The organism is Microcoleus sp. ARI1-B5 (assembly GCF_036705795.1).
Taxonomy (GTDB): domain Bacteria; phylum Cyanobacteriota; class Cyanobacteriia; order Cyanobacteriales; family Microcoleaceae; genus Microcoleus.
Map to the genome: position 1 here is coordinate 1 of NZ_JAUBVK010000053.1, position 20,746 is coordinate 20,746.

A 20,746-nucleotide genomic window follows, 5' to 3' on the forward strand; every position below is an offset into this window, starting at 1 on the left:
AAGCCTTCAACGAGCGCTTGAGAAATCAAATTATGACTAATATTCTTGACAAAAGCACCATCAATTTTTAGATAATCAACTGGTAAATTGAGCAGATACGCAAAGGAACTCAACCCACTGCCAAAATCATCTAAAGCAAAGCAACAGCCAATCTTTTTGAGTTCGCTCATGAAATATCTGGCTTGCTCAAAATTGGCGATCGCTGCGGTTTCCGTGATTTCAAAACCAATGGTTTGTGGGGGGACTTGGTAGCGAGAAAATTGTTCGATTAAAAACCTCAGAAACTGATTGTTACTAATGCTAGCCCCAGAAAGATTGATTGTATACAAGCCTTGACTAAGAACATCTTTATCCGGCAATTTGTGATAATTAGAGAAAAATTTTTCGATTACCCAACAATCGATATCAGTTATCAAGCCGTAACGCTCGGCGGCGGGAATAAACTGATTTGGAGATACTATTTTTCCCTTTTCGTCCAGCATTCTGATCAAAATCTCATAATGCTCTACTAATGGTTTAGAGGTAATAGAGACAATCTTTTGGTAGTAGAGACAAAAACTATTGGTTTCCAGCGCTCGGCTGATTTGGGAAATCAACTGCCTCTCACCACGTTGTTTAATTAGTTCGCTATCATCTAGACTATAAATATGAACACAGTTGCGGCCTCTGGCTTTGGCGGCATAACAAGCTGCATCAGCCGCTCCCAGAAGCTCCCTCAAATCTTGGTTTGTTTGGTCAATAGCAACAACTCCAATGCTGACTCCGATGATAAAGGTTTTGCCATTCCAAATAAACCGAAACAGATGCACTAGGTCTTTGAGATTTTCCGCAATCTGAGCTGCTTGAGAGAGCGAACATTGAGTCAGCAAAATACCAAATTCATCACCTCCCAAGCGAGCCAGCATATCATTAGCACGGACTCCCTGTTGAATAAGTGCGGTGATTTGGCGCAGTAGCTCATCGCCAGCAATATGACCTACTGTATCGTTAACGACTTTGAACTGATCTAAATCTAAATAACACAGAGCGTGCTGCTCATTGCTATCTTGACAAGAGGCGATCGCATCAACTAGGTGCTGCTCAAATCTTCGACGGTTGATTAACCCTGTCAGGGCATCGTGATTCGCTTCCCAAGAGAGTTTGCGCGTGAGATAGCGCGATTCAGTAACATCATGAAAGACGATGACTGCCCCGATAATTTGACCTTGGCGGTCTCGAATCGGTGCTGCCGAGTCAGCAATGGGATACTCTGTTCCATCATGGGCAATCAGAATAGTATTGTTAGCTAAGGTCACAATTCGCTCCTCTAATAGAGCCTTGTTTATAGGATTCTCTACTGGCTCTCGCGTTACTTGATCGACAATTAGGAAGACTGTAGAGAAAGGAACTCCTTGAACCTCATGATTTTTCCAGCCTGTGAGTCGCTCAGCTATAGGATTCAAATATCTCACATTACCTTGGGCATCAGTAGTAATGACCGCATCGCCTATGGATTGCAGTGTCACTTGAGCCAATTCCTTTTCGGCAAAGAGAGACTCTTCGAGACGTTGCCTTTGTTCAATTTCTCTCAAGAGAAGTAAATTTTGCTTTTGGAGTCTTTGTTGCAGCCTTCCGATAGTTAGGTGGGTTTCGACACGAGCTAATACTTCTTCGACTTGAAATGGCTTAGCAATATAATCTACCCCTCCAGCAGCCAGCCCTTGCACCTTATTAAAAGTTTCATTTAGCGCACTCAAAAAAATTATTGGAATGTCTGCGGTGCGCTCATCAGATTTTAATTTTCGGCAAACTTCATAGCCATCCTGATCGGGCAACTTAATATCTAGTAAGATTAATTCCGTCGAGGGCGATTGGGCGGCTCGGATAGCCATTGCCCCTGTTAGAGCACTGCGAACTTTATAACCCTCTGCGCTCAAAGTATCCCTGAGAAGACGCAGGTTATCAGGCAGATCGTCAACAATTAAAATATTGCCTCGGTAGCTTGTAGCTCGATCGCTAATCCTATCGCTAGTTCTATCGACCATCATACTGATTTCCCTTTTTTCCTGCTAGACGACTATAAGCATATGCACAAATAGTATAGTTTAATTATTAGGTTATAAAGGTCACTTTAGACAGAAAGAAGTCCTGCGATCCCCGAGATATTCGGCTGGCAAGGGGGCGCTGCCCTACAAAATCTGCATTGTTCGGGTAGGAGCAGTCCCCCCGTGGTTGCCCTTCTTCGCTTCGCCTAACATCAGAAGAACATTGTTTCAACCCAAGCAACCGATTTATGAACAAGTGCATTTCTCAAAAGGCAAGTCTACTCGTCATTGCGATCGGATGTCTCGTGCTGCTGGGTTGGCAATTTGACATCTCCCTACTCAAAAGTGGTTTTCCCGGTATGACTTCGACCATGAAAGCAAACACGGCAATTTGCTTTTTGCTGGCTGGAGTGTCTTTGAGATTGTTGCAGTACCAAAGAACCCCACTGCACAATCGCATCGCTCAAGGGATGGCAGGATTCATAATCATCATCGGTCTGCTGACGCTGAGCCAGTATATTTTTGGTTGGAAGCTGGGTATTGATGAGTGGCTTTTCCGAGATTTCGTGTCTTCAGCGACTCCTTATCCGGGAAGAATGGCAGTAAGTACCGCCCTAAATTTTGTGCTGATGGGACTAGCACTCTTACTGTTAGGGCAAAATTCCCAACGGGACATTTGGTTGGCTCAGATTTTTAGTAGTGTTGCAGCTTTAATTTCTCTACTAGCTTTATTTGGACATCTATTCAATGTCGATCTTCTTGAACGTTTGGTCACAATTACGACGACTCAACCCGTAAACGCGATCGTCACCTTTTTCATCCTCTATGGAGGAATTTTATTGCTCCGCCCCAACGAAGGATTAATGCAAGTAGTAACAAGTCGCCTGGTCGGCGGAGTAATGGTTCGGTGGTTGCTGCCTTGGGGGACGATCTTTCCAGTGACAGTGAACTGGTTCACTCTTCAGGGACAAAAGTTAGGCTGGTATAACGCTAATTTTGGCTATACATTGCGTTCAACTGTTATGGTTTTCACGTTCTCAATTCTCATCTTGGGGACGGCTCGATTTTTAAACCAGATAGATTACCAGCGCCAACAAGCCGAAGCAGAAATTAAAAAACTTAACGAAACTTTAGAAATTCTTGTGCATGAACGAACAGATGCTTTACAAAAATCGCAGGCTCGTTTTGCAGGAATTCTAGAAATCGCCAATGATGCAATTATTTCCATCGATCGCACTCAACGCATTACCCTGTTTAATCAAGGGGCAGAAAAGATTTTTGGCTATAAAATGGAGGATATTTTAGGGGAGCCACTGAATTTACTGCTGCCAGAACAGTTTGGAGATGCACATCCGCAGCATATCAAACAATTTGCACACTCTTCTACCAGAGCGCGAAGGATGGGAGAACGAGGCGAGATTTTGGGGCGTCGTCAAGATGGAACGCTGTTTTCGGCTGAAGCCTCTATTTCTAGGCTGGAAATGGGAGACGAAACGGTATTTACTGTTATTCTGCGCGATATTAGCGATCGCAAGCAAGTAGAAGCATCACTGGCTCACATGGCAGCGATTGTGGAATACTCTGGTGAGGCAGTTATTAGCAAGTCATTAGACGGCATCATTTTAACCTGGAACAATGCAGCAGAAAAAATCTTTGGCTACAAGGCTGAAGAAATCATAGGACAATCGATCCTCATTCTAATTCCCTCCAATATTACCTACGAAGAACACCAAATCCTAGAAACGATTCGACGAGGAGAAACGGTTGAAAACTATGAAACCGTGCGTGTCCGAAAAGATGGACAGCTTATCCACATATCTTGTACCATATCACCTCTGAAGGACGCAACAGGCCGAATTACTGGGTGTTCTGTAATTAAACGCGACATCACCGATCGCAAACGAGCTGAAATAAATCGCCAACAAATTGAGATGGCTTTACGAAACAGTGAAGAGCAGTTTCGCCATGCGTTTGAAGATGCCTCTATCGGGATGGCGATCGTTTCACTTGATGGGCACTGGATTAAAGTCAATCCTGCCTTATGTCAGATTATTGGCTACTCCTCAGAAGAGTTGTTAGCGTTAACTTTCCAAGACATTACCCATCCTGACGATTTAGACGGCGATCTTAGTTATGCCAATCAACTATTAGCAGGAACTATTTCAACATACCAACTGGAAAAACGGTATTTCCATAAACAAGGACATATTATTTGGATTATTCTTAATGGATCGCTAGTACAAGATGAACAGGGAAATCCACTGCATTTTATTTCTCAAATACAAGAAATTACGGCTCGAAAAGAAGCTCAAAAGACCCTAGAAATTCAAAGCGTTATCATGAATAACATGGCAGGAGGAGTGTGTTTGATTAAAGCCTCATACCTCACGATCGTCTACACCAATCCTACCTTTGACGCTATGTTTGGCTACACAGAGGGCGAACTCGCAGGTCAATCGGTTGGTGTCTTGAATTATGTCGATACAAATTTTACACCAGATGTAACCGTTTTAGATATCGTCACTCAAATTGAACAGACCGGGGAAGCGAAATATGAAGTCCAAAATAGAAAGAAAGATGGAACTCTCTTTTGGTGCAGAGTTCATACATCCATGTTTGAGCATCCTGAATACGGAACTGTATATGTTGCCGTTCAGGAAGACGCAACAGAGCTAAAACTGGCTGAGCAAGCCTTGCAAGCTACCACAAATCGCCTCAACTTTCTTCTAAACTACAGCCCCGTGGTCATTTTTAGCAGTAAACCTGCTGGCGATTATGGAGCAACGTTCATCAGCGAAAATATCAAAGATATATTGGGCTACGAAAGCCGCGAGTTTTTAGAAGATTCTAAATTTTGGGTGAATCACTTACACACAGATGATGTAGAACCAGTGCTTAATGGCTTAGCAAATGTATTCGTTAATGATTTTTATTTACACGAATACCGTCTTCGTCGCTCCGATGGGGTTTATCGCTGGATGCTGGGTCAGCTTAGGCTAATTCGAGATCGTTCAGGTACACCAGTAGAAATCTTGGGATATTTAATTGACATTAGCGATCGCAAACAAGCTGAGTGGGAATTTCACCAGGCAAATGAAGCAAATCAAGCCAAGACTGTCTTCCTCGCCAATATGAGCCACGAACTCCGCACCCCCCTGAACTCAATTTTGGGATTCACGCAATTGATGAGCTATGAGAGCAATCTGACTCCTTCTCTCCAAGAACGTTTACAGATTGTCAATCGTAGCGGTAGACATTTATTGGACTTGATTAACGATATTTTAGATTTATCCAAAATAGAGAGCGGACGGATGACACTCAATCCTTCTGACTTTGACTTGACAAATTTGCTGACATCAATTGAAGAAATGCTGCAATTTAGAGTCCAATCTAAAGAATTACAGCTAGTTGTCGAGCAAGATCCCGAACTACCCAAATTTGTGCATACTGATGAGAAAAAACTCTATCAAGTCTTGACCAATCTACTCGGTAATGCGATTAAGTTTACCAAGCAAGGAAGCGTCACCCTACGGGTAAGAGCAGCACAAAGAGACAAAACATCCTGTCACCTATGTTTTGAAGTTGAGGATACAGGCGTGGGAATTGCGCCCGCAGAAATTGATAGCCTATTTAAGGTATTTGTGCAAGCCCAAGCTGGGAATAATTTGAGTCAAGGCAGTGGGCTTGGTTTAGCCATCAGTCAAAAACTCGTCAAACTCATGGGCGGTCAAATTCGGGTTAAAAGCACTTTGAACCGAGGTAGCACTTTTTCCTTTGAGATTGGTGTACAGTTACCTCAAGCAGAGTCCTTACCCCCAGAATCAAGTAATCAAAGAGTAATTGGTTTAGCTCCCGGACAACCGACTTACCGCATTCTTATTGTTGAAGATTTAGAAGAAAATCGTCGCTTGTTAGTCGAGTTCCTTACCTCGGTTGGTTTTGAGGTGAGAGAAGCAAAACATGGAGTGGAGGCACTCTCGCTGTGGGAGAGTTGGCGGCCGCACCTGATTCTGATGGATTTGCGAATGCCGATCGTGGATGGCTACACAGCTACTAAATATATTAGAGAACGCCCTCAGAGCCAAGAAACTGTCATTATTGCTTTAACTGCCAGTATTTTTGAAGAAGAGCGAGAGAAAGTTCTTATGGCTGGCTTTAACGACTTTATAAGCAAGCCATTTCAGCAGAGAGACATCTTTGACAAAATCGCTCAATATTTGGGATTGCAATATATCTACGAAGTCGTAGGACAAACTCCACAAAAACTATTGGTTGAAACGGTGTCTGTAGAAGATCTATCCATGATGTCCCCTCAGTGGTTAGAAGAAATGTATCACGCCGCTTACTATCTCGATACGGAAGTTATGAACGAATTAATTGTACAAATTCCCGAATCCAAAGCAAGTTTGTCCAAGGCACTAACGGATTACATCAATAATTTTAATTGTGACCAAATTATGGAGTTAATTCGACCTCTGCTGCCGAATCCACTGTAGTTATCGAGTTTAAGGACAAAGAAGCTATAGTGCTGTCAGCAGTGGCTATATCTCCCATAGAAACCAACATGGGAAAGGATTTGGAAGTTTTTGGAGAGCTCTATTGCAGATATTCATCAGCATGAGGCAATGGCATATACATTAGATGGAATGTGCTGTATCATATAGCAATTCTATTTCGTGTGTGAACGGGATTTATTTTTTTTATTAACCGCAGAGGGCGCAGAGGGCGCAGAGAAAGAGATAGTCCTGGACGCACGATTGTTTAGAAACCGGGTTTTTTTACGAAAAGACACGTTGTAGACCGCAGATTCGGTAAAAAACCCGGTTTCTGGGCCCCGATGCGTAAGTCCCGAGAGAAAAGATAGAGATATAGAAATGATTGATTTAACCGGAAAGGTAATTTTAGTAACGGGCGGCTCGAAAGGGATTGGTGCAGTGACGGTGCGGACTCTGGTTAATGCTGGGGCTGAAGTGATTTTGCATTACTGTCGCAGTCAAACAGAAGCTGAAGCGATCGCAGCAAGTGTTGCGGGCGATCGCTGTTATTTATTGGCTGCCGATTTGATGGTGGAAAACGCGACCTCGACTTTGTGGCGAGATGCTTTAAAATGGCGCGGTCATATTGATATTATAGTTAATAATGCTGGAATTATGCAGTCAGCGGGTATCGAGGACGAGTTCGATATTTGGTCGTCGGCTTGGCAGCAAACTTTACAAGTTAATTTAGTTGCGGTTGCCGATTTGTGCCGGGAAGCAATTCTGCATTTTAAAACTCGCAATGGCGGTACAATTATTAATATAGCAAGTCGCGCTGCTTTTCGCGGCGATGACCCGAATTATCTCCACTACGCCGCGTCAAAAGGTGCTATTGTTGCTTTAACTCGCAGTATTGCTAGGGGGTTTGCGGCTGATAATATTTTGGCTTTTACAGTAGCACCGGGATTTGTAAGTACAGAAATGTCTAATCAGTTTATTCAAAAGTGCGGCGAAGCTGATATTATTCGCGATATCCCGATCGGCAAAATCGCTCCTCCTCAAGATGTTGCCAATGTTATCGCGTTTTTAGCGTCGGGTTTGGCTGCGCACGCTACCGGGACTACGATCGACATTAATGGAGCCTCTTACGTGCATTGATGCGATCGCACAATTTGCACAAAACCTCTAATTGTAGGGTGCGCATTGCCCACTTTACCACTACCTCCAAAGACTCATGAACACACATTTTTCCACCAACTAATTTATCACTTTAGCAAGACGCGAAACCAGCAACCAATGAATTAAGTTTAGAAAAAATGGTATTTTGAGGAAAATTGATTATGACAGCCGATAACAAAGCCCAAACCAAACGAGTTGCCATACTCATCGAAAATGGAGTTGAAGATTCCGAATTTCTAGTTCCTTACAACGCTTTAAAACAAGCAGGATTTGACGTAGTTGTCCTCGGTTCGCGCACTAACGAAAAGTATGCGGGAAAACAAGGAAAAGTTGCCCAGCAGGCTGACGGAACTACCACAGAATCAGTGCCTGCCGAATTCGATGCAGTGATAATTCCCGGCGGTATGGCTCCCGATACCATGCGGACAAATCCCAATACAGTGCGGTTTGTCAAAGAAGCGATGGAACAAGGAAAAATAGTCGCTGCTGTTTGTCACGGCCCGCAAGTTTTGATTGAAGCCGACGTGCTCAAAGGCAAAAATGCGACGGGTTTCTTGGCAATAAAAACCGACATGATTAATGCCGGAGCTAACTACATCAACGAACCTTTAGTAGTTGACGGCAACTTGATTACTTCTCGCCAACCGGGAGATTTAGGAATATTTACAACGGCAATTTTAGCGCGCCTCGGTTACGGCGGTAAAGCCGTCGGTTTGCCCGAAGAAACTGACGCCAGTGCAGAATGGTGGAAACTAGCTAATGGTTGGGGCGGCTCGACACAAGGTGACATTGTTAAAGGTTTGAATACCGCCCTCGCAGGTGAACGTTATGCTTGCGAAGCGTTTCAGAATTATGCGGAAAAAACCGGAGATAGCGATTTGCGATCGCTCTTGGCGGAAATGATCCAAAATAAACAGCATCACATCCTCGCTCTCGAAAACCGCCTCAACGATTTCGGCGAAAAACCCTCAATTCCCGCCCAAATTGCTGACAAATACGCTAAATTAAAATCTTCCATGCAAGGAACCGATGAAACCTTCTTGCTGCGGAGCACCCTCGGCGATTTGCAGACAGGTGTTGTAGATATCAACAACCTGCGGGCGAAGTTCACAGATCCGGTATCAACTGACATCTTTACACAGATAGAATCGGATTTGTCCAAGTGCGAGCAAGTCGTGGCTAAACTCTTCCGGGCCCGCGCAGTTTCCCAAGAAATTAAAGCGCCAAAACCTTCGAGTAGCCCCGCTGTCAAGATGTAATCTGCACCCGGATTAACAAGTTTGTAGTTGCAGGGGTGAAAACCCCCACTCAGAGCGCAACTACAAATTTTTTATGCACTAATAAAATATACGCCTTTGCGGTAAAATAAACCCAAGACTACAAAGCTGACACTCAAGTAACTGCAAGGTGGAGAGTTTTATTAAATGGGTTCTATTTTTGTTTCAGCCGGACACGGCGGGTTTGAAGGCAGCGTGCGCGATTCCGGGGCGATCGCATTTGGCACAACCGAAGCACAGGAAATGATCCTAACTCGGGATTTAGTAGTAGCCGAATTGCAGAAGCGAGGCATAACCACTTTCTCCGTGCCCGATACTCTAAGTTTAGTAGAAACTATCGCTTGGATCAACAACCGCTGCCAGCCGGGAGATGTAGCAGTAGAAATGCACGCCGACTCTTTTTCTAATCCCCAAGTTCGGGGTGCCAGCGCGTTTTATATTGGTAGCAACCCTACGCGAAAAGCTGATGCGGATTTGCTGTTAAACGGCTATTTACGTCGGTGTCCAGAAGTACCGAGTCGCGGCGCAAAAGCAGATACTGAAGCAGGTGTTGGCAGCCTAGGATTTTGCCGCCGCGTGAACATTCCTTCGATATTAATAGAACTCGGTTTTATAACCAGTCCTGACGACTTGAAAGTATTTCAAAATCGCCGCCGCGATGTCGCCCTCGGACTCGCTGACGGACTTGAAGCTTGGTTAAAAAATACCACTTTGAAACCCTTGCCTGCACCGACACCGACACCGACACCTGCACCGACACCTGCACCGACACCGACACCTGCACCAAAACCTGTAGTTTATCCTTTAATTAATATCCAAATCAACGGTGCGCCCCACGAAGACAAAGGCATTTTGGTCAACGGAAATGCTTTTGTTCCTTCCGAAGTTCTAGACGTTCTCAATGTCAAACCAGAGGCAGCCGATCGCCGGATCGCGTACAATGGAGTAGTATTCGTGCGGGCAGTCGATTTGCGCGATCGCGAAATTTCCGTAACTTGGGATCAAGCCACAACATCAGTATCGCTGCGATCGCGCCGCGATATACTCTCAGGCGTAGGAAAAATCATGGGTCGCGGTCTAACTACCGCCCAACAAATCACAGTATATCTCACCAAAACTAACAGCCAAGCCCTGGGAGTATTTCCCAATTTACCTCAAATTTACGTCCAAGAAGCAGCAGCAGAAGGCGTCAACCACGACCTAGCTTTTTGCCAAATGTGTTTAGAAACAAACTATCTCAACTTTGGCGGAGCAGTCAAACCAGAACAATTTAACTTTGCCGACATGGGAATCATCAGCCCCACAAATTCCGGCATTTCATTTCCCGACGCCCGAACAGGAATTAGAGCGCAAATTCAGCACCTAAAAGCTTACGCCAGCACAGAACCAATCAACCAACCTTTAGTTAAAGAAAACGTGCGTTTTCGCTTTGTCAAGCGCGGCGTCGCCCCCACCGCCAACGAACTTGCAGGTCGCTGGAATTCCGACCCTTTATACGGACAAAAAATCATCAATATCATCCGGCTTCTGTACGAAAATGCCAGTTTGCTGTAGTCAGTTGACAGTTGACAGTTGACAGTTGACAGTTGACAGTTGATAGTTGACAGTTGACAGTTGACAGTTGACAGTTGACAGTTGTTATTAGTTATTTGTGACTGGCTGCTAATAACTAATAACCAATGCCCCATCCCTTCGCAACGCTAGAGCCCTTTCGGCCCCATCCCTCCGCAACGCTAGAGCCCTTTCGGCCCCATGCCCTATGCCCTGCGCAGACCAATGCCCTGTGTGCCCAATTTCCCATTCCCGATTATCAAATAACTATGGTTTCCAGCATAAATCGCTTCTCAGATATTCAAAATCACTGGGCAAAAATATTCATTGACGGCTTAGTAGAACGGGCCGTAATCAGCGGTTTTCCCGATCGCACTTTTCGCCCCAACAGCAACCTAACCCGCGCCCAATTCGCCGCCATCGTCAGCAAAGCCTTTCCCGTACCCGACAAACGGCCCTACATTCCCTTTGTCGACGTTCCCGCCACCCACTGGGCCGCCGCCGCCATTCAAACAGCATTTAAAAGAGGGTTTATATCCGGCTATCCCGACAAGCTATTCAAACCCGAAAATATGATTACCAGAGCCGAAGCATTAGTTGCCTTAGTTAGCGGAATTTTTGGAGCGAATGCTGAACCGGCAACTAATCTTATCTTATCAAACATCTACCAAGACAGTACAGAAATCCCCAACTATGCCAAAAAGGCGATCGTCATAGCCACCCAATCCGAAATAGTAGTCAACGCTCCCAATTTAAACTTATTAAACCCCGCCGGAAACGCCACCAGAGCCGATATCGCCGCCTGGGTTTATCAAGCATTAGTATACCTCAAAAAAGCCCCACAAATATACAATCAATATATTATAGTTCTCAGTAAAGTTCCGCGGCCGCAAGTTTACGTCAGCCACCAGCGAGAATTTCGCGGAGTTTGGATAACATCCGTGTGGAATATTGACTGGCCATTCAGCAACAAACTCTCCACAGAACAGCAAAAAGCCGAACTGCTAAAAATCCTTGACAGGCTGCAAGAAATGAATTTTAATGCAATTATCCTGCAAGTTCGAGCAGCAGGCGACGCCCTTTACGCCTCGGAATTAGAACCTTGGAGCGCGTGGCTGACAGGAACTCCAGGAAAGCCGCCGCAGCCTTATTATGACCCTTTAACATTTGCCGTTACAGAAAGCCACAAACGCAACATCGAAGTTCACGCTTGGTTCAATCCCTACCGCGCCAAAGTTTCCACCCAAACCCCTCCCAACGTCAGCCCGCACCTCTGTGTTACCAATCCCGAATGTGTTTATCCGTGGGGTGACGACTTGTGGATGGACCCGGGGATTGATTTAGTTCAAGACAAGACTTACAAAGTAATTTTAGACGTAGTAAAGCGCTACGATATAGACGGCGTTCACTTCGACGATTATTTCTACCCTTATCCGATCGCCGGTCAAGAATTTCCCGACAGCAAGATTTACAATAGTTACGTCTCCAGAGGCGGGCAAATGAGTTTAGGAAACTGGCGCCGGGAAAATGTAAACAAGTTAGTTAAAAGACTAGGAGAAGGAATTCGCTCCGCCAAACCAAACGTTAAATTCGGCATCAGTCCCTTCGGCATTTATCGCCCCGGACAGCCGCCGCAAAGTCGCGGTTTAGACGCCTACGAAACACTCTATGCCGACGCCAAAAAATGGTTAGAATCAGGTTGGGTAGATTATCTAAACCCGCAACTTTACTGGCGCATCGACCAAACAGCTCAAAGCTATCCAATGTTGCTGGAATGGTGGCTAGAAAACAACCCCCAAAACCGACATATTTACGTAGGAAACAATCTAGGAAAGCTCGACGGCAATAAGTGGACTGTGCAGGAAATAAACAATCAAATTGAGATTACGCGCAACTCTAAAGACAGCTTAGCTTTAGGCAACGTTTTCTTCAGCATGAAAGCATTTAGTGAAAACCGCCAGCAAATCTACGATAATTTCAAATCCACTACATACACGCAACCCGCACTCGTTCCCGCCATGCCTTGGCAAAATGGAAAGCCGCCAGCCCCTCCAGTATCAGTGGTAGTACAAAAAGTGGGAAATAGCAATGTTTTGCAGTGGAAAAATCCCGCCGATAAAAACATCCGTTCTTGGACGCTTTATCAAAAGAATGGCGATAGCTGGAAGCTCATCAAAATTCTCAATGCAGACACAGTACAAGTAGCGGTAGGAACAGGGATTTACGCTTTGTGCGCGGTGAGTATCATGGCCGTAGAAAGTGTAGGAGTTTTCATAGAAATAGCAGCATAAAATATCAATCCCCCTCAAACATCCACAAAAATATAGGTTTGTAGTGAGGACTTTAGTCCGCATAAAAGTCCTCACTACAAACACTTTCTCTTGGCAAAGATGAACGCAACCGCAGCCAAGCCCCTCTTCCTTCTGACTAATGACTAATGACTACTGACTGCTGTCAACTGTCAACCCTTCGACTTCGCTCAGCGCAAGCTGTCAACTGTCAACTGTCAACTGTCAAAAGTCCTCACGACAAACACTTTTTATTGACAAAGATGAACGCAACACCAGCCAAGCCCCTCTTCCTTCTGACTAATGACTAATGACTACTGACTGCTGTCAACTGTCAACTGTCAACTGTCAACTGTCAACTGTCAACTGTCAACTGTCAACTGACTTCTTCCTCTAGACAGGAGACACCGTGGGTATAAATGCGTTATCGTGTTGCCAATATTTTGATCTTGAGGAAAAAAAAGCTGTGGTTCCCTTACGCGATGACAATCCCACCAGTATCACTCCCTACGTCACCTTCGGGCTGATTGCTGCAAACGTATTAGTATTTTTGTACGAAATCTCATTGCCCGATGAGCGCCAATTAACCCAATTTTTCTACTCTTGGGCGGTAGTTCCTTGCCAGTTAAGCAATATGTGCCGGGTGTCTCTGCCAGTTTCGCCATTTCCCGAATGGACGACGCTAATTAGCTCCCAATTCCTGCACGCAGGCTTTCTGCACATTGCCGGAAATATGTTATTTTTGTGGATTTTTGGCAACAACGTAGAAGACCGTTTAGGACACGTAAAATTTTTAATATTTTACCTTACTTGCGGCGTTTTAGCATCGCTAACTCAGTGGTTTTTTTCCTCAGCATCGGCCATTCCGTCCCTGGGTGCTAGCGGCGCGATCGCAGGCGTGATGGGAGCATATATTCTCAGATATCCCCAAGCAAAAGTTCTGACACTGCTGCCCTTGGGATTCTTTATTACTACAGTCAGAGTCCCGGCTTTCTTCTTTCTAGGATTTTGGTTTGCACAGCAAGCATTGAGCGGCCTGGCTTCCTTGAATGCCCCGGCAAGTGTCGGCATGGAATCCGGGGGAGTTGCCTACTGGGCCCACGCCGGCGGCTTTGTTTTCGGCGCTATTCTCGGCCCTTTGTTGGGATTGTTTTCTGAAGATAATCGAATTTGATTTTTCACCGCAGATGAACGCAAATTAACGCAGATAAACGGCCAACTAAATCTGCGTTTATCTGCGTTTATCTGCGGTTTCAAACCTCTTATTTTTCTCAGAGTTCGGTGCTATGTTTAGCTATTTGTTTTTTATTTTTCACCGCAGATGAACGCAAATTAACGCAGATAAACGGTCAACTCTTACATCTCACATTCCGCACCCTCTACTGTCACAATCGGTTTTTTAGGAATTTTTAGAAGCAACCAAGTTACCTTTTATACAACGTACAAGAAAATCATTTGGGCGATCGCCAGTCAATCGATTTTAGATTTTAGATTTGAGATTTTAGATTGACCCCACGGATAAATGCGGGGGCTTGAGGATTTTAGATTTGAGATTTTGGATTGATTCCACGGATAAATCCGGGGGCTTGTACCACCTTTGAAATTCGCCAGTCAAAATGCTCAAAGACCCGTTATACAGGCCCAAGAAATTCTGCGAGGAGCTTGAGTTAAGGGAAGAAAAAATTATAGAACCCTATATTTTGGAGGTTTATTGACAGGTTTCATGCAGCACATTAAAATAAGTTATCAGAATCCATATTGATTATGAGCAAGCTCAAAGATTTTTCCATCGCCACTGCCAGAATGATGCCCGTTATTATCCTGGCAGATGTCAGTGGCAGTATGACAGCCTATGGCAAATTGGCAGCCCTGAACCGAGCGATCGCGGAAACGATCGCAATTTTTGCCTCGGAACAAGATGCACGGGCCGAGATTCATGTCGCTGTCATTACATTCGGTGGAGATGGAGCTAACTTTCACCAGACACTACAACCAGCCTCGCAGATCCAGTGGACAGATATGGAGGCGAAAGGACCAACCCCGATGGGTGCGGCATTTGAACTGGCGACTCGGTTTCTGGAAAACAAAACAGAAATTCCCAGTCGCTCTTACCATCCCAATCTCATCTTAATCTCTGATGGACAGCCCACTGATGAGCGGGGACGCCTGGACGATAACTGGAAAAAACCTCTCGAACAGTTGTTAAATTCAGACCGGGCTTCTAAGGCTTTACGCTTTGCAATGGGTATCGGTCCTGATGCAGATGAAGAAACGCTCAAGGCATTTCTCATTGGGCAGCATCCCGAAATTCCGGTATTTCGGGCCGACGAAACTAGAATTCAACAATTTTTCCGCTGGGTCACAGTAACGGTTTCCAGTCGCTCTAGAAGTGTTAATCCCAATAGCGTTCCTCCTGACATTGATGAACTTTTGGACTTCTGATGTTAACTCCATCTGGGCCTGGTTTAGAATGGTTTGGAGCATCAGTCCGAGGGCGATCGCACATCCAACAGAGTCGCCCGAATGAGGATGCCTGGATGGGAATGTCTGGTGCATTTGGCACAGCCATTGTCATCAGTGATGGGATGGGGTCAAAACCGAATGCTCGGATAGGAGCACAAATGGCTTGCCGAGCTGTCAGGGATGCCTTGAAGCCTTGGGCGAAGTCTGAGAACGCACCTGCTGCAACCCTGCTCCGTTTAGTTCATCTTTTCTGGGGATTGCGTGTCCTACCCCAGAAAGAAGAGGACAGCGCAGCAACCTGTCTTTTTGTCGCAGTATTGCCTTCAGGTGAATTAACGATCGCTCAGCTAGGGGATGGTATTGCTGCAATTCGGAATGCTGATGGCAGCCTGGAAATTCTGCAAGGTGAACGCCAGGGATTTACCAACCAGACTACTGGGCTTGGCATTGCCAAAACAACCAAGGATTGGACAGTAATTACAAAACCAGCCTTATCACCCAATGCTGCGGTATTACTGGCGACGGATGGTATTGCCGATGATTTAGTGGCCGATCGCGTTGGAGATTTCATTCATACCCTCGTTACTGAGTTTGGGTCAATGGCTCCGACCGCTCGCCGACACGCTTTACATCGGGAGCTCAGAAATTGGGCTACTCCCAACCACCTGGATGACAAAACCCTGGCAGTGATCTGGCGCAAGCAAGCAGAGGATGAATACAAATGAATCTTGAAGTCAAACGGATTACTGATGAACGCGGGCAAGCCTACGAGCTGGAGCGAAAATTGGGCGAGGGTGGACAGGGAGCAGTATACTCCGCAAAAGGCGGAAAACGAGCGATCAAAATCCTATTTAATAGCTCTAGCAACAGTCGGCGTGAGTTGCTCCGAGGACAGTTGCAGAATATCCGTCGAATGCCTGAGCTACGGGATCTGGCGATCGCCAGACCTCTGGAAATGCTCCAAGCACCTTACCTGGGATATGTCATGGAACTCATTACGGGAATGGTTCCCATATCACGGCTGAGTAATCCTCCTCGCGAGCTCGGCCATCTGGCAGAGTGGTATTTGAGCGGTGGAGGATTGCGTCGTCGCCTACTGTTATTAGCACGTTGCGCTGAAGTTCTTGCTCAACTACATAGTAGAGGGTTAGTTTACAGCGATCCATCACCTAACAATATTTTCGTCTCCAGTGATTTAGAGGCCCACGAAATTCGTTTGATTGATGCAGATAACCTTCATTACGAAAGTTCCTCCTCTACACGAAGTTTTCATACACCTGGTTATGGTGCGCCAGAATTAGTTTTGGGAAAATCTGGGGTTAATACCTTAACGGATGCTCATGCTTTTGCCGTCATTGCCTTTCAAACACTCTGCTTAGTTCATCCTTTAATGGGGGATTTGGTTCTGGATGGTGAACCAGAGTTAGAAGAAAAAGCGTTACAGGGTTTTTTGCCCTGGGTGGACGATCCAAGCGACCAAAGCAATGCTACGCATCACGGCTTTCCCAGAGACATCGTGTTATCTCCCAAACTGAAGAAGCTGTGTCAGCGTTGTTTTAGTGAGGGGTTACGAGAGCCAACAAAACGACCAGGAATTAGTCAATGGGTTGAGGATTTGTATTCGGCAGCCGACTTCACAGTGGAGTGTCCCGATTGCGGTAGCACCTACTACGCCAATCAACCACGCTGTCCCTGGTGTGACTACCCTCGTCCACTTCAGATGCAACTGCTAATCAAACGATGGGAATCGCTGCCAGATGTGAGAGAATGTCATAGGTTTCTCTCACAGCAGAATGTTCTGGCGGCTCTGGCACTGACAGAACGCCAACCCTTAATCCTTACCAATCGAATTATTAATGGCAGAACAGGAGCGGATAACCATGTTCCTGCGATCGAACTCCAAATCGAAAGAACTAACGTTCGTGTTCGCAGTCTCAATGGGCAATGTTTCTGGCTGTCGTCTTTTTATGGCGAACAACGAACGGTTGTAGAAGTGCAGGATGGATGGAAACGATTTCCAGCCAACGATCGACGCTATACGTGGCTGCTGCATTTTGCCCCTACCGATCGCCCACACCGTCTTGCAACATTCAGGTTTGTCTCTGGAGAACACTCATAATGAGAGTCAGCGATATTCAAAGTGGACGAATCCACACCATTGAAGTTGAACGGAGCGATCGCACATCATTTGATGGTCAAGAACTCCTATCCATCAAGAATGAAGTTTTCCTACACAGAGATGAGATCGGGAATGACATTCTTCTGCGTCATGGCTCAGATATTTGGCATATTCAAGGTAAAGACCAACAGAACCAGACCGAGTTAGAAGGCATTCTTGAACGTAATCTACCTACCTTATGCTGGCTGCTGGAAATCCGTCCGAAAGCACAGTCCCCCAATCAACTTTCCATTAAAGTGCATGAGTTTCCAGGTAAGCTCTACATCCCCAACGAAATGGAGTTTGGTGTTGATGAAAAAATTATTGAAGATATTCGTAAGCGGCATCTGCGCCGTCCCGAGCCAGTTGATAAAATCATTGAGTGGCTGACTTGTGAACTCATTCTACTTCCAACAAGTGAAAGCCCAAAAGCACGAATATTAATGCGAACTGGTAAAAACTACCAGGATGGACTGGAAAACTCATTCCAGCTATGCGGCAACAGGATTACAGTTGATGTGCGGACTGATGACAGTCGTTTGCGGGTTGAGCGAGTGGCGAAAACACGATCGCCAAAAGATGCTAGTCAGCAGCGCCCTCTAATTTTATTAGAAGCACCAATGTCCTTCTGTGATATGTCGATCGCCGGGACACTACGAGGAAGCATCCAAACAGAACTAGACGCACTTACCAAAAATGCAGATAGTTATCTGTCCTTATGGCGGGAATATAACGAATTGGAGCAAAAGGCGATCCTCCAAAGAGCAAATGAGGTTGGCCCGATCGCTTACTCCTCTGAAAAAATGCTAGCGTCGGGCGATCGTCGCTTCCACCTTGGAAAACAGGCGAATTTGGAGGAAAGGTTGCAGGCATTGAGGGATCTATCTGAGTTTTCTCTGGAAGCGAGCGATCGAGAACCTGATTTGAGCAGTTTAGAAAGTGTTGCTAGCAGCCAGAAAGTATTTTTTGGACAAATCAGTGACATCGATCCTCAAAAACTGACTCTGGACATCCGCCCATCTAATCCAGATGAATTGCTATCTCCACCGCCAAACGGATTTCTGTTTGTTTCTCTTCAAGGCGATCGCACCCGCTTAAATCGGCGTAAACGTGCCGAAGAGCTGATCCGAACAGCAACCTGCCCTATGCCTCAACTCGGGCTGATATTACAAGATCAAAAAATTCCCCTTTCAAATTATCGCCAGCATAAGCTACTAGATAAAACCGTAAAAGAAGCTTTTCAGGGTTCCCCCACTCCCCGTCAGAAAGAGGCACTGCGGGTCGCTATTAATACGCCCGATATTGCTTTAATTCAAGGACCACCAGGAACAGGTAAAACCAAAGTTATTACTGCGATTCAAGCCTGTCTGTCTGAAATTGAAAAGAACAGAAATGGCACAGTTTCCCATCGTTTGCTCCTGACCAGTTACCAGCATGATGCAGTTGAAAATGTGGCAGAACGAACCGTCATATTTGGGCTTCCGGCAGTTCGGGTTGGAGGTAAATCTAGTCGTAGCGATGCCCCAGATAATGTCGATCGCTGGCGTAGAGAGCGAATTGAGGCACTTGAAGCTCAACGGGCTAGCTGGTCTGAACTGCCAGAGACAGCTTTGTTGCGTCAGGTACAAAATCTCGTCACTGGTTATGTACTGACTCCAGGAAATTTGCAGCAAACAGCAAAATTGCTAGAAGACATTTACAATTTGACAAAACTTAGGATTTCGGGAGAACTTAGCGATCGCCTCTTAGAACAAAGCCGTACCCTTACCTTAGGAAACTCCACCAATTATTCAATCAATAACGAAGCTAGAGAATTAGCAATTAAAGCAATCCAATCGCTCCGCATTGAACCAATTTCATTCTCAGATGACGGACCGACTGCTGCATACAAAACTCTGCGTCGTCTTGAATCATTAAATTTGTTATCGGATGGTGATCGCCGCCTTCTAGAAACAGCAGCCGATTGGGATAATCTCGAGTTTCCTGGTGAGCCTCCTTTTCTCAATGATTTGGCCGCCCTCCAAATCACACTTTTAGATCGACTCACTCCTACAGCAAATGATTCAATAACCGCACCAGTTGCCAATCCTGATATCGAATCTCTATTAGAACAAGTGCGAGATGCACTAACAGAGCAAGTGCGTCAATCCCAGTCTGGAGTCGAAGCTGTTGTAGAGGAATACCTGAACGACTTGAAAAGCGACCCTAATGGCGTCCGGCAAATGCTGCGAAATTACACCGTTGTTTTGGCAGCTACTTGCCAGCAGGCAGTAGGTAAAGAGATGGAGTCCACAACTGGAAATGTTGATAGTGTTTTTGAGACAGTCATTATTGATGAGGCAGCCAGGGCCAATCCCCTAGACTTATTTATTCCAATGGCTAAGGCAGAGCGACGGATTATTTTAGTCGGCGACCATCGCCAGCTACCCCACATTCTGGAAGAAGATGTCGAACGTCAACTGAATTCATCGAACCAGACAACTCAAGATGCCCTGAAGAAAAGCTTGTTTGAGCGGCTATTCAAACAGTTGCAGGAATGGGAAAAACGGGATGGCATTAAGCGCACCGTGACCCTGGATACTCAATACCGGATGCACCCAATCTTGGGTGATTTTGTTAGCCGCACCTTCTACGAATATCATGGAGAGCCTCCCATTAAGCCTGGTAGACCAGAAAAGGAATTCTTTCACGAGCTCCCGGGTTATCAAGATAAGGTCGCTGCCTGGATTAATGTCCCCCTCAATTTAGGAAGTGAAACCAAAGGACACAGTAAGTCGCGTCCTGTAGAAGCCAGACGGATTGCAGAAGAACTAAAACGCCTCATTGAACACGACTCTCGTCTGACATTTGGGGTGATTGCCTTTTACAGAGCCCAGGTGACAGAACTCTGGCAGCAACTTTGCAAGCTGGAATTAGCAGAAGTTACAGATGACGGTAACTATCAGGTTGCTTCAGCATGGCGAGAAACAACAAATCATGATGGTAAACTCGTTGAGCGATTGAGAATTGGCACTGTTGACGCCTTTCAGGGCAAAGAATTCGATGTCGTGTTTCTCTCTGTGACCCGCAGTAACAATATTCCAGCAACACCCGATAGCCCAGAAACTTATCGCCGGAAATATGGCTTTTTACTGTTGGAGAATCGTCTTTGCGTGGCCATGAGCCGACAACAGCGGTTGCTGATTGCTACAGGTGACTTGGAGATGGTCAGAGCAGAAGCCGTGAGGCCAGAGAGCGAACGTCAGGCAATTCGTGAATTAATTGCCTTTTATGAACTTTGTAAAACACCTCACGGAAAAGTTTTTTAGGACAACTGCCATGCCTTTCCGCC

The 20,746-nt window shown here is 45.6% G+C and carries 11 protein-coding genes; 10 read left to right on the forward strand and 1 reads right to left on the reverse strand.

The window, feature by feature from the left end; all coding sequences use genetic code 11:
• Window positions 1–2,027, reverse strand: a 2,027-nt coding sequence (locus tag QUB63_RS34075; RefSeq protein WP_332949813.1) for an EAL domain-containing protein, incomplete at its 3' end; no start/stop codon positions are given.
• A gap of 245 nt (window positions 2,028–2,272) precedes the next feature.
• Here QUB63_RS34075 and QUB63_RS34080 point away from each other — a divergent pair.
• From QUB63_RS34080 to QUB63_RS34125, 10 genes are all read left to right on the forward strand, one after another.
• On the forward strand, window positions 2,273–6,520 hold the full coding sequence (locus tag QUB63_RS34080; RefSeq protein WP_332949814.1) for a PAS domain S-box protein: 4,248 nt from the start codon (window positions 2,273–2,275) through the stop codon (window positions 6,518–6,520).
• A gap of 378 nt (window positions 6,521–6,898) precedes the next feature.
• Window positions 6,899–7,657, forward strand: coding sequence for an SDR family NAD(P)-dependent oxidoreductase (locus QUB63_RS34085; RefSeq protein ID WP_332949815.1), 759 nt, complete (start codon window positions 6,899–6,901; stop codon window positions 7,655–7,657).
• A 182-nt stretch (window positions 7,658–7,839) separates the two neighbouring features.
• On the forward strand, window positions 7,840–8,937 hold the full coding sequence (locus QUB63_RS34090; RefSeq protein ID WP_332949816.1) for a DJ-1/PfpI/YhbO family deglycase/protease: 1,098 nt from the start codon (window positions 7,840–7,842) through the stop codon (window positions 8,935–8,937).
• Between the two features lie 165 nt (window positions 8,938–9,102).
• The gene (tftA, locus tag QUB63_RS34095; RefSeq protein WP_332949817.1) at window positions 9,103–10,509 is read left to right on the forward strand and encodes a hormogonium tapered terminus morphoprotein TftA; all 1,407 of its coding nucleotides are present in this window, start codon (window positions 9,103–9,105) and stop codon (window positions 10,507–10,509) included.
• 266 nt (window positions 10,510–10,775) lie between these two features.
• Window positions 10,776–12,797 carry a glycoside hydrolase family 10 protein gene (locus QUB63_RS34100; RefSeq protein WP_332949818.1) on the forward strand — a complete coding sequence of 674 codons (2,022 nt, stop codon included), beginning with the start codon at window positions 10,776–10,778 and terminating at the stop codon, window positions 12,795–12,797.
• A gap of 463 nt (window positions 12,798–13,260) precedes the next feature.
• Window positions 13,261–13,968: a rhomboid family intramembrane serine protease gene (locus QUB63_RS34105; RefSeq protein ID WP_332949819.1), complete on the forward strand. Its 708-nt coding sequence runs from the start codon at window positions 13,261–13,263 to the stop codon at window positions 13,966–13,968.
• 590 nt (window positions 13,969–14,558) lie between these two features.
• On the forward strand, window positions 14,559–15,236 hold the full coding sequence (locus QUB63_RS34110) for a vWA domain-containing protein (protein ID WP_332949820.1): 678 nt from the start codon (window positions 14,559–14,561) through the stop codon (window positions 15,234–15,236).
• A complete protein-coding gene (locus tag QUB63_RS34115) occupies window positions 15,236–15,982 on the forward strand; it encodes a PP2C family serine/threonine-protein phosphatase (protein WP_332949822.1) in 747 nt (248 codons plus the stop codon). The genes QUB63_RS34110 and QUB63_RS34115 overlap by 1 nt, the downstream gene beginning before the upstream one ends.
• Window positions 15,979–17,376 carry a serine/threonine-protein kinase gene (locus QUB63_RS34120; protein WP_332949823.1) on the forward strand — a complete coding sequence of 466 codons (1,398 nt, stop codon included), beginning with the start codon at window positions 15,979–15,981 and terminating at the stop codon, window positions 17,374–17,376. Before QUB63_RS34115 ends, QUB63_RS34120 begins: the two co-directional genes overlap by 4 nt.
• Window positions 17,262–20,723 carry a DEAD/DEAH box helicase gene (locus QUB63_RS34125; protein ID WP_332949824.1) on the forward strand — a complete coding sequence of 1,154 codons (3,462 nt, stop codon included), beginning with the start codon at window positions 17,262–17,264 and terminating at the stop codon, window positions 20,721–20,723. Before QUB63_RS34120 ends, QUB63_RS34125 begins: the two co-directional genes overlap by 115 nt.
• The last annotated feature ends 23 nt before the right edge of the window (window positions 20,724–20,746 follow it).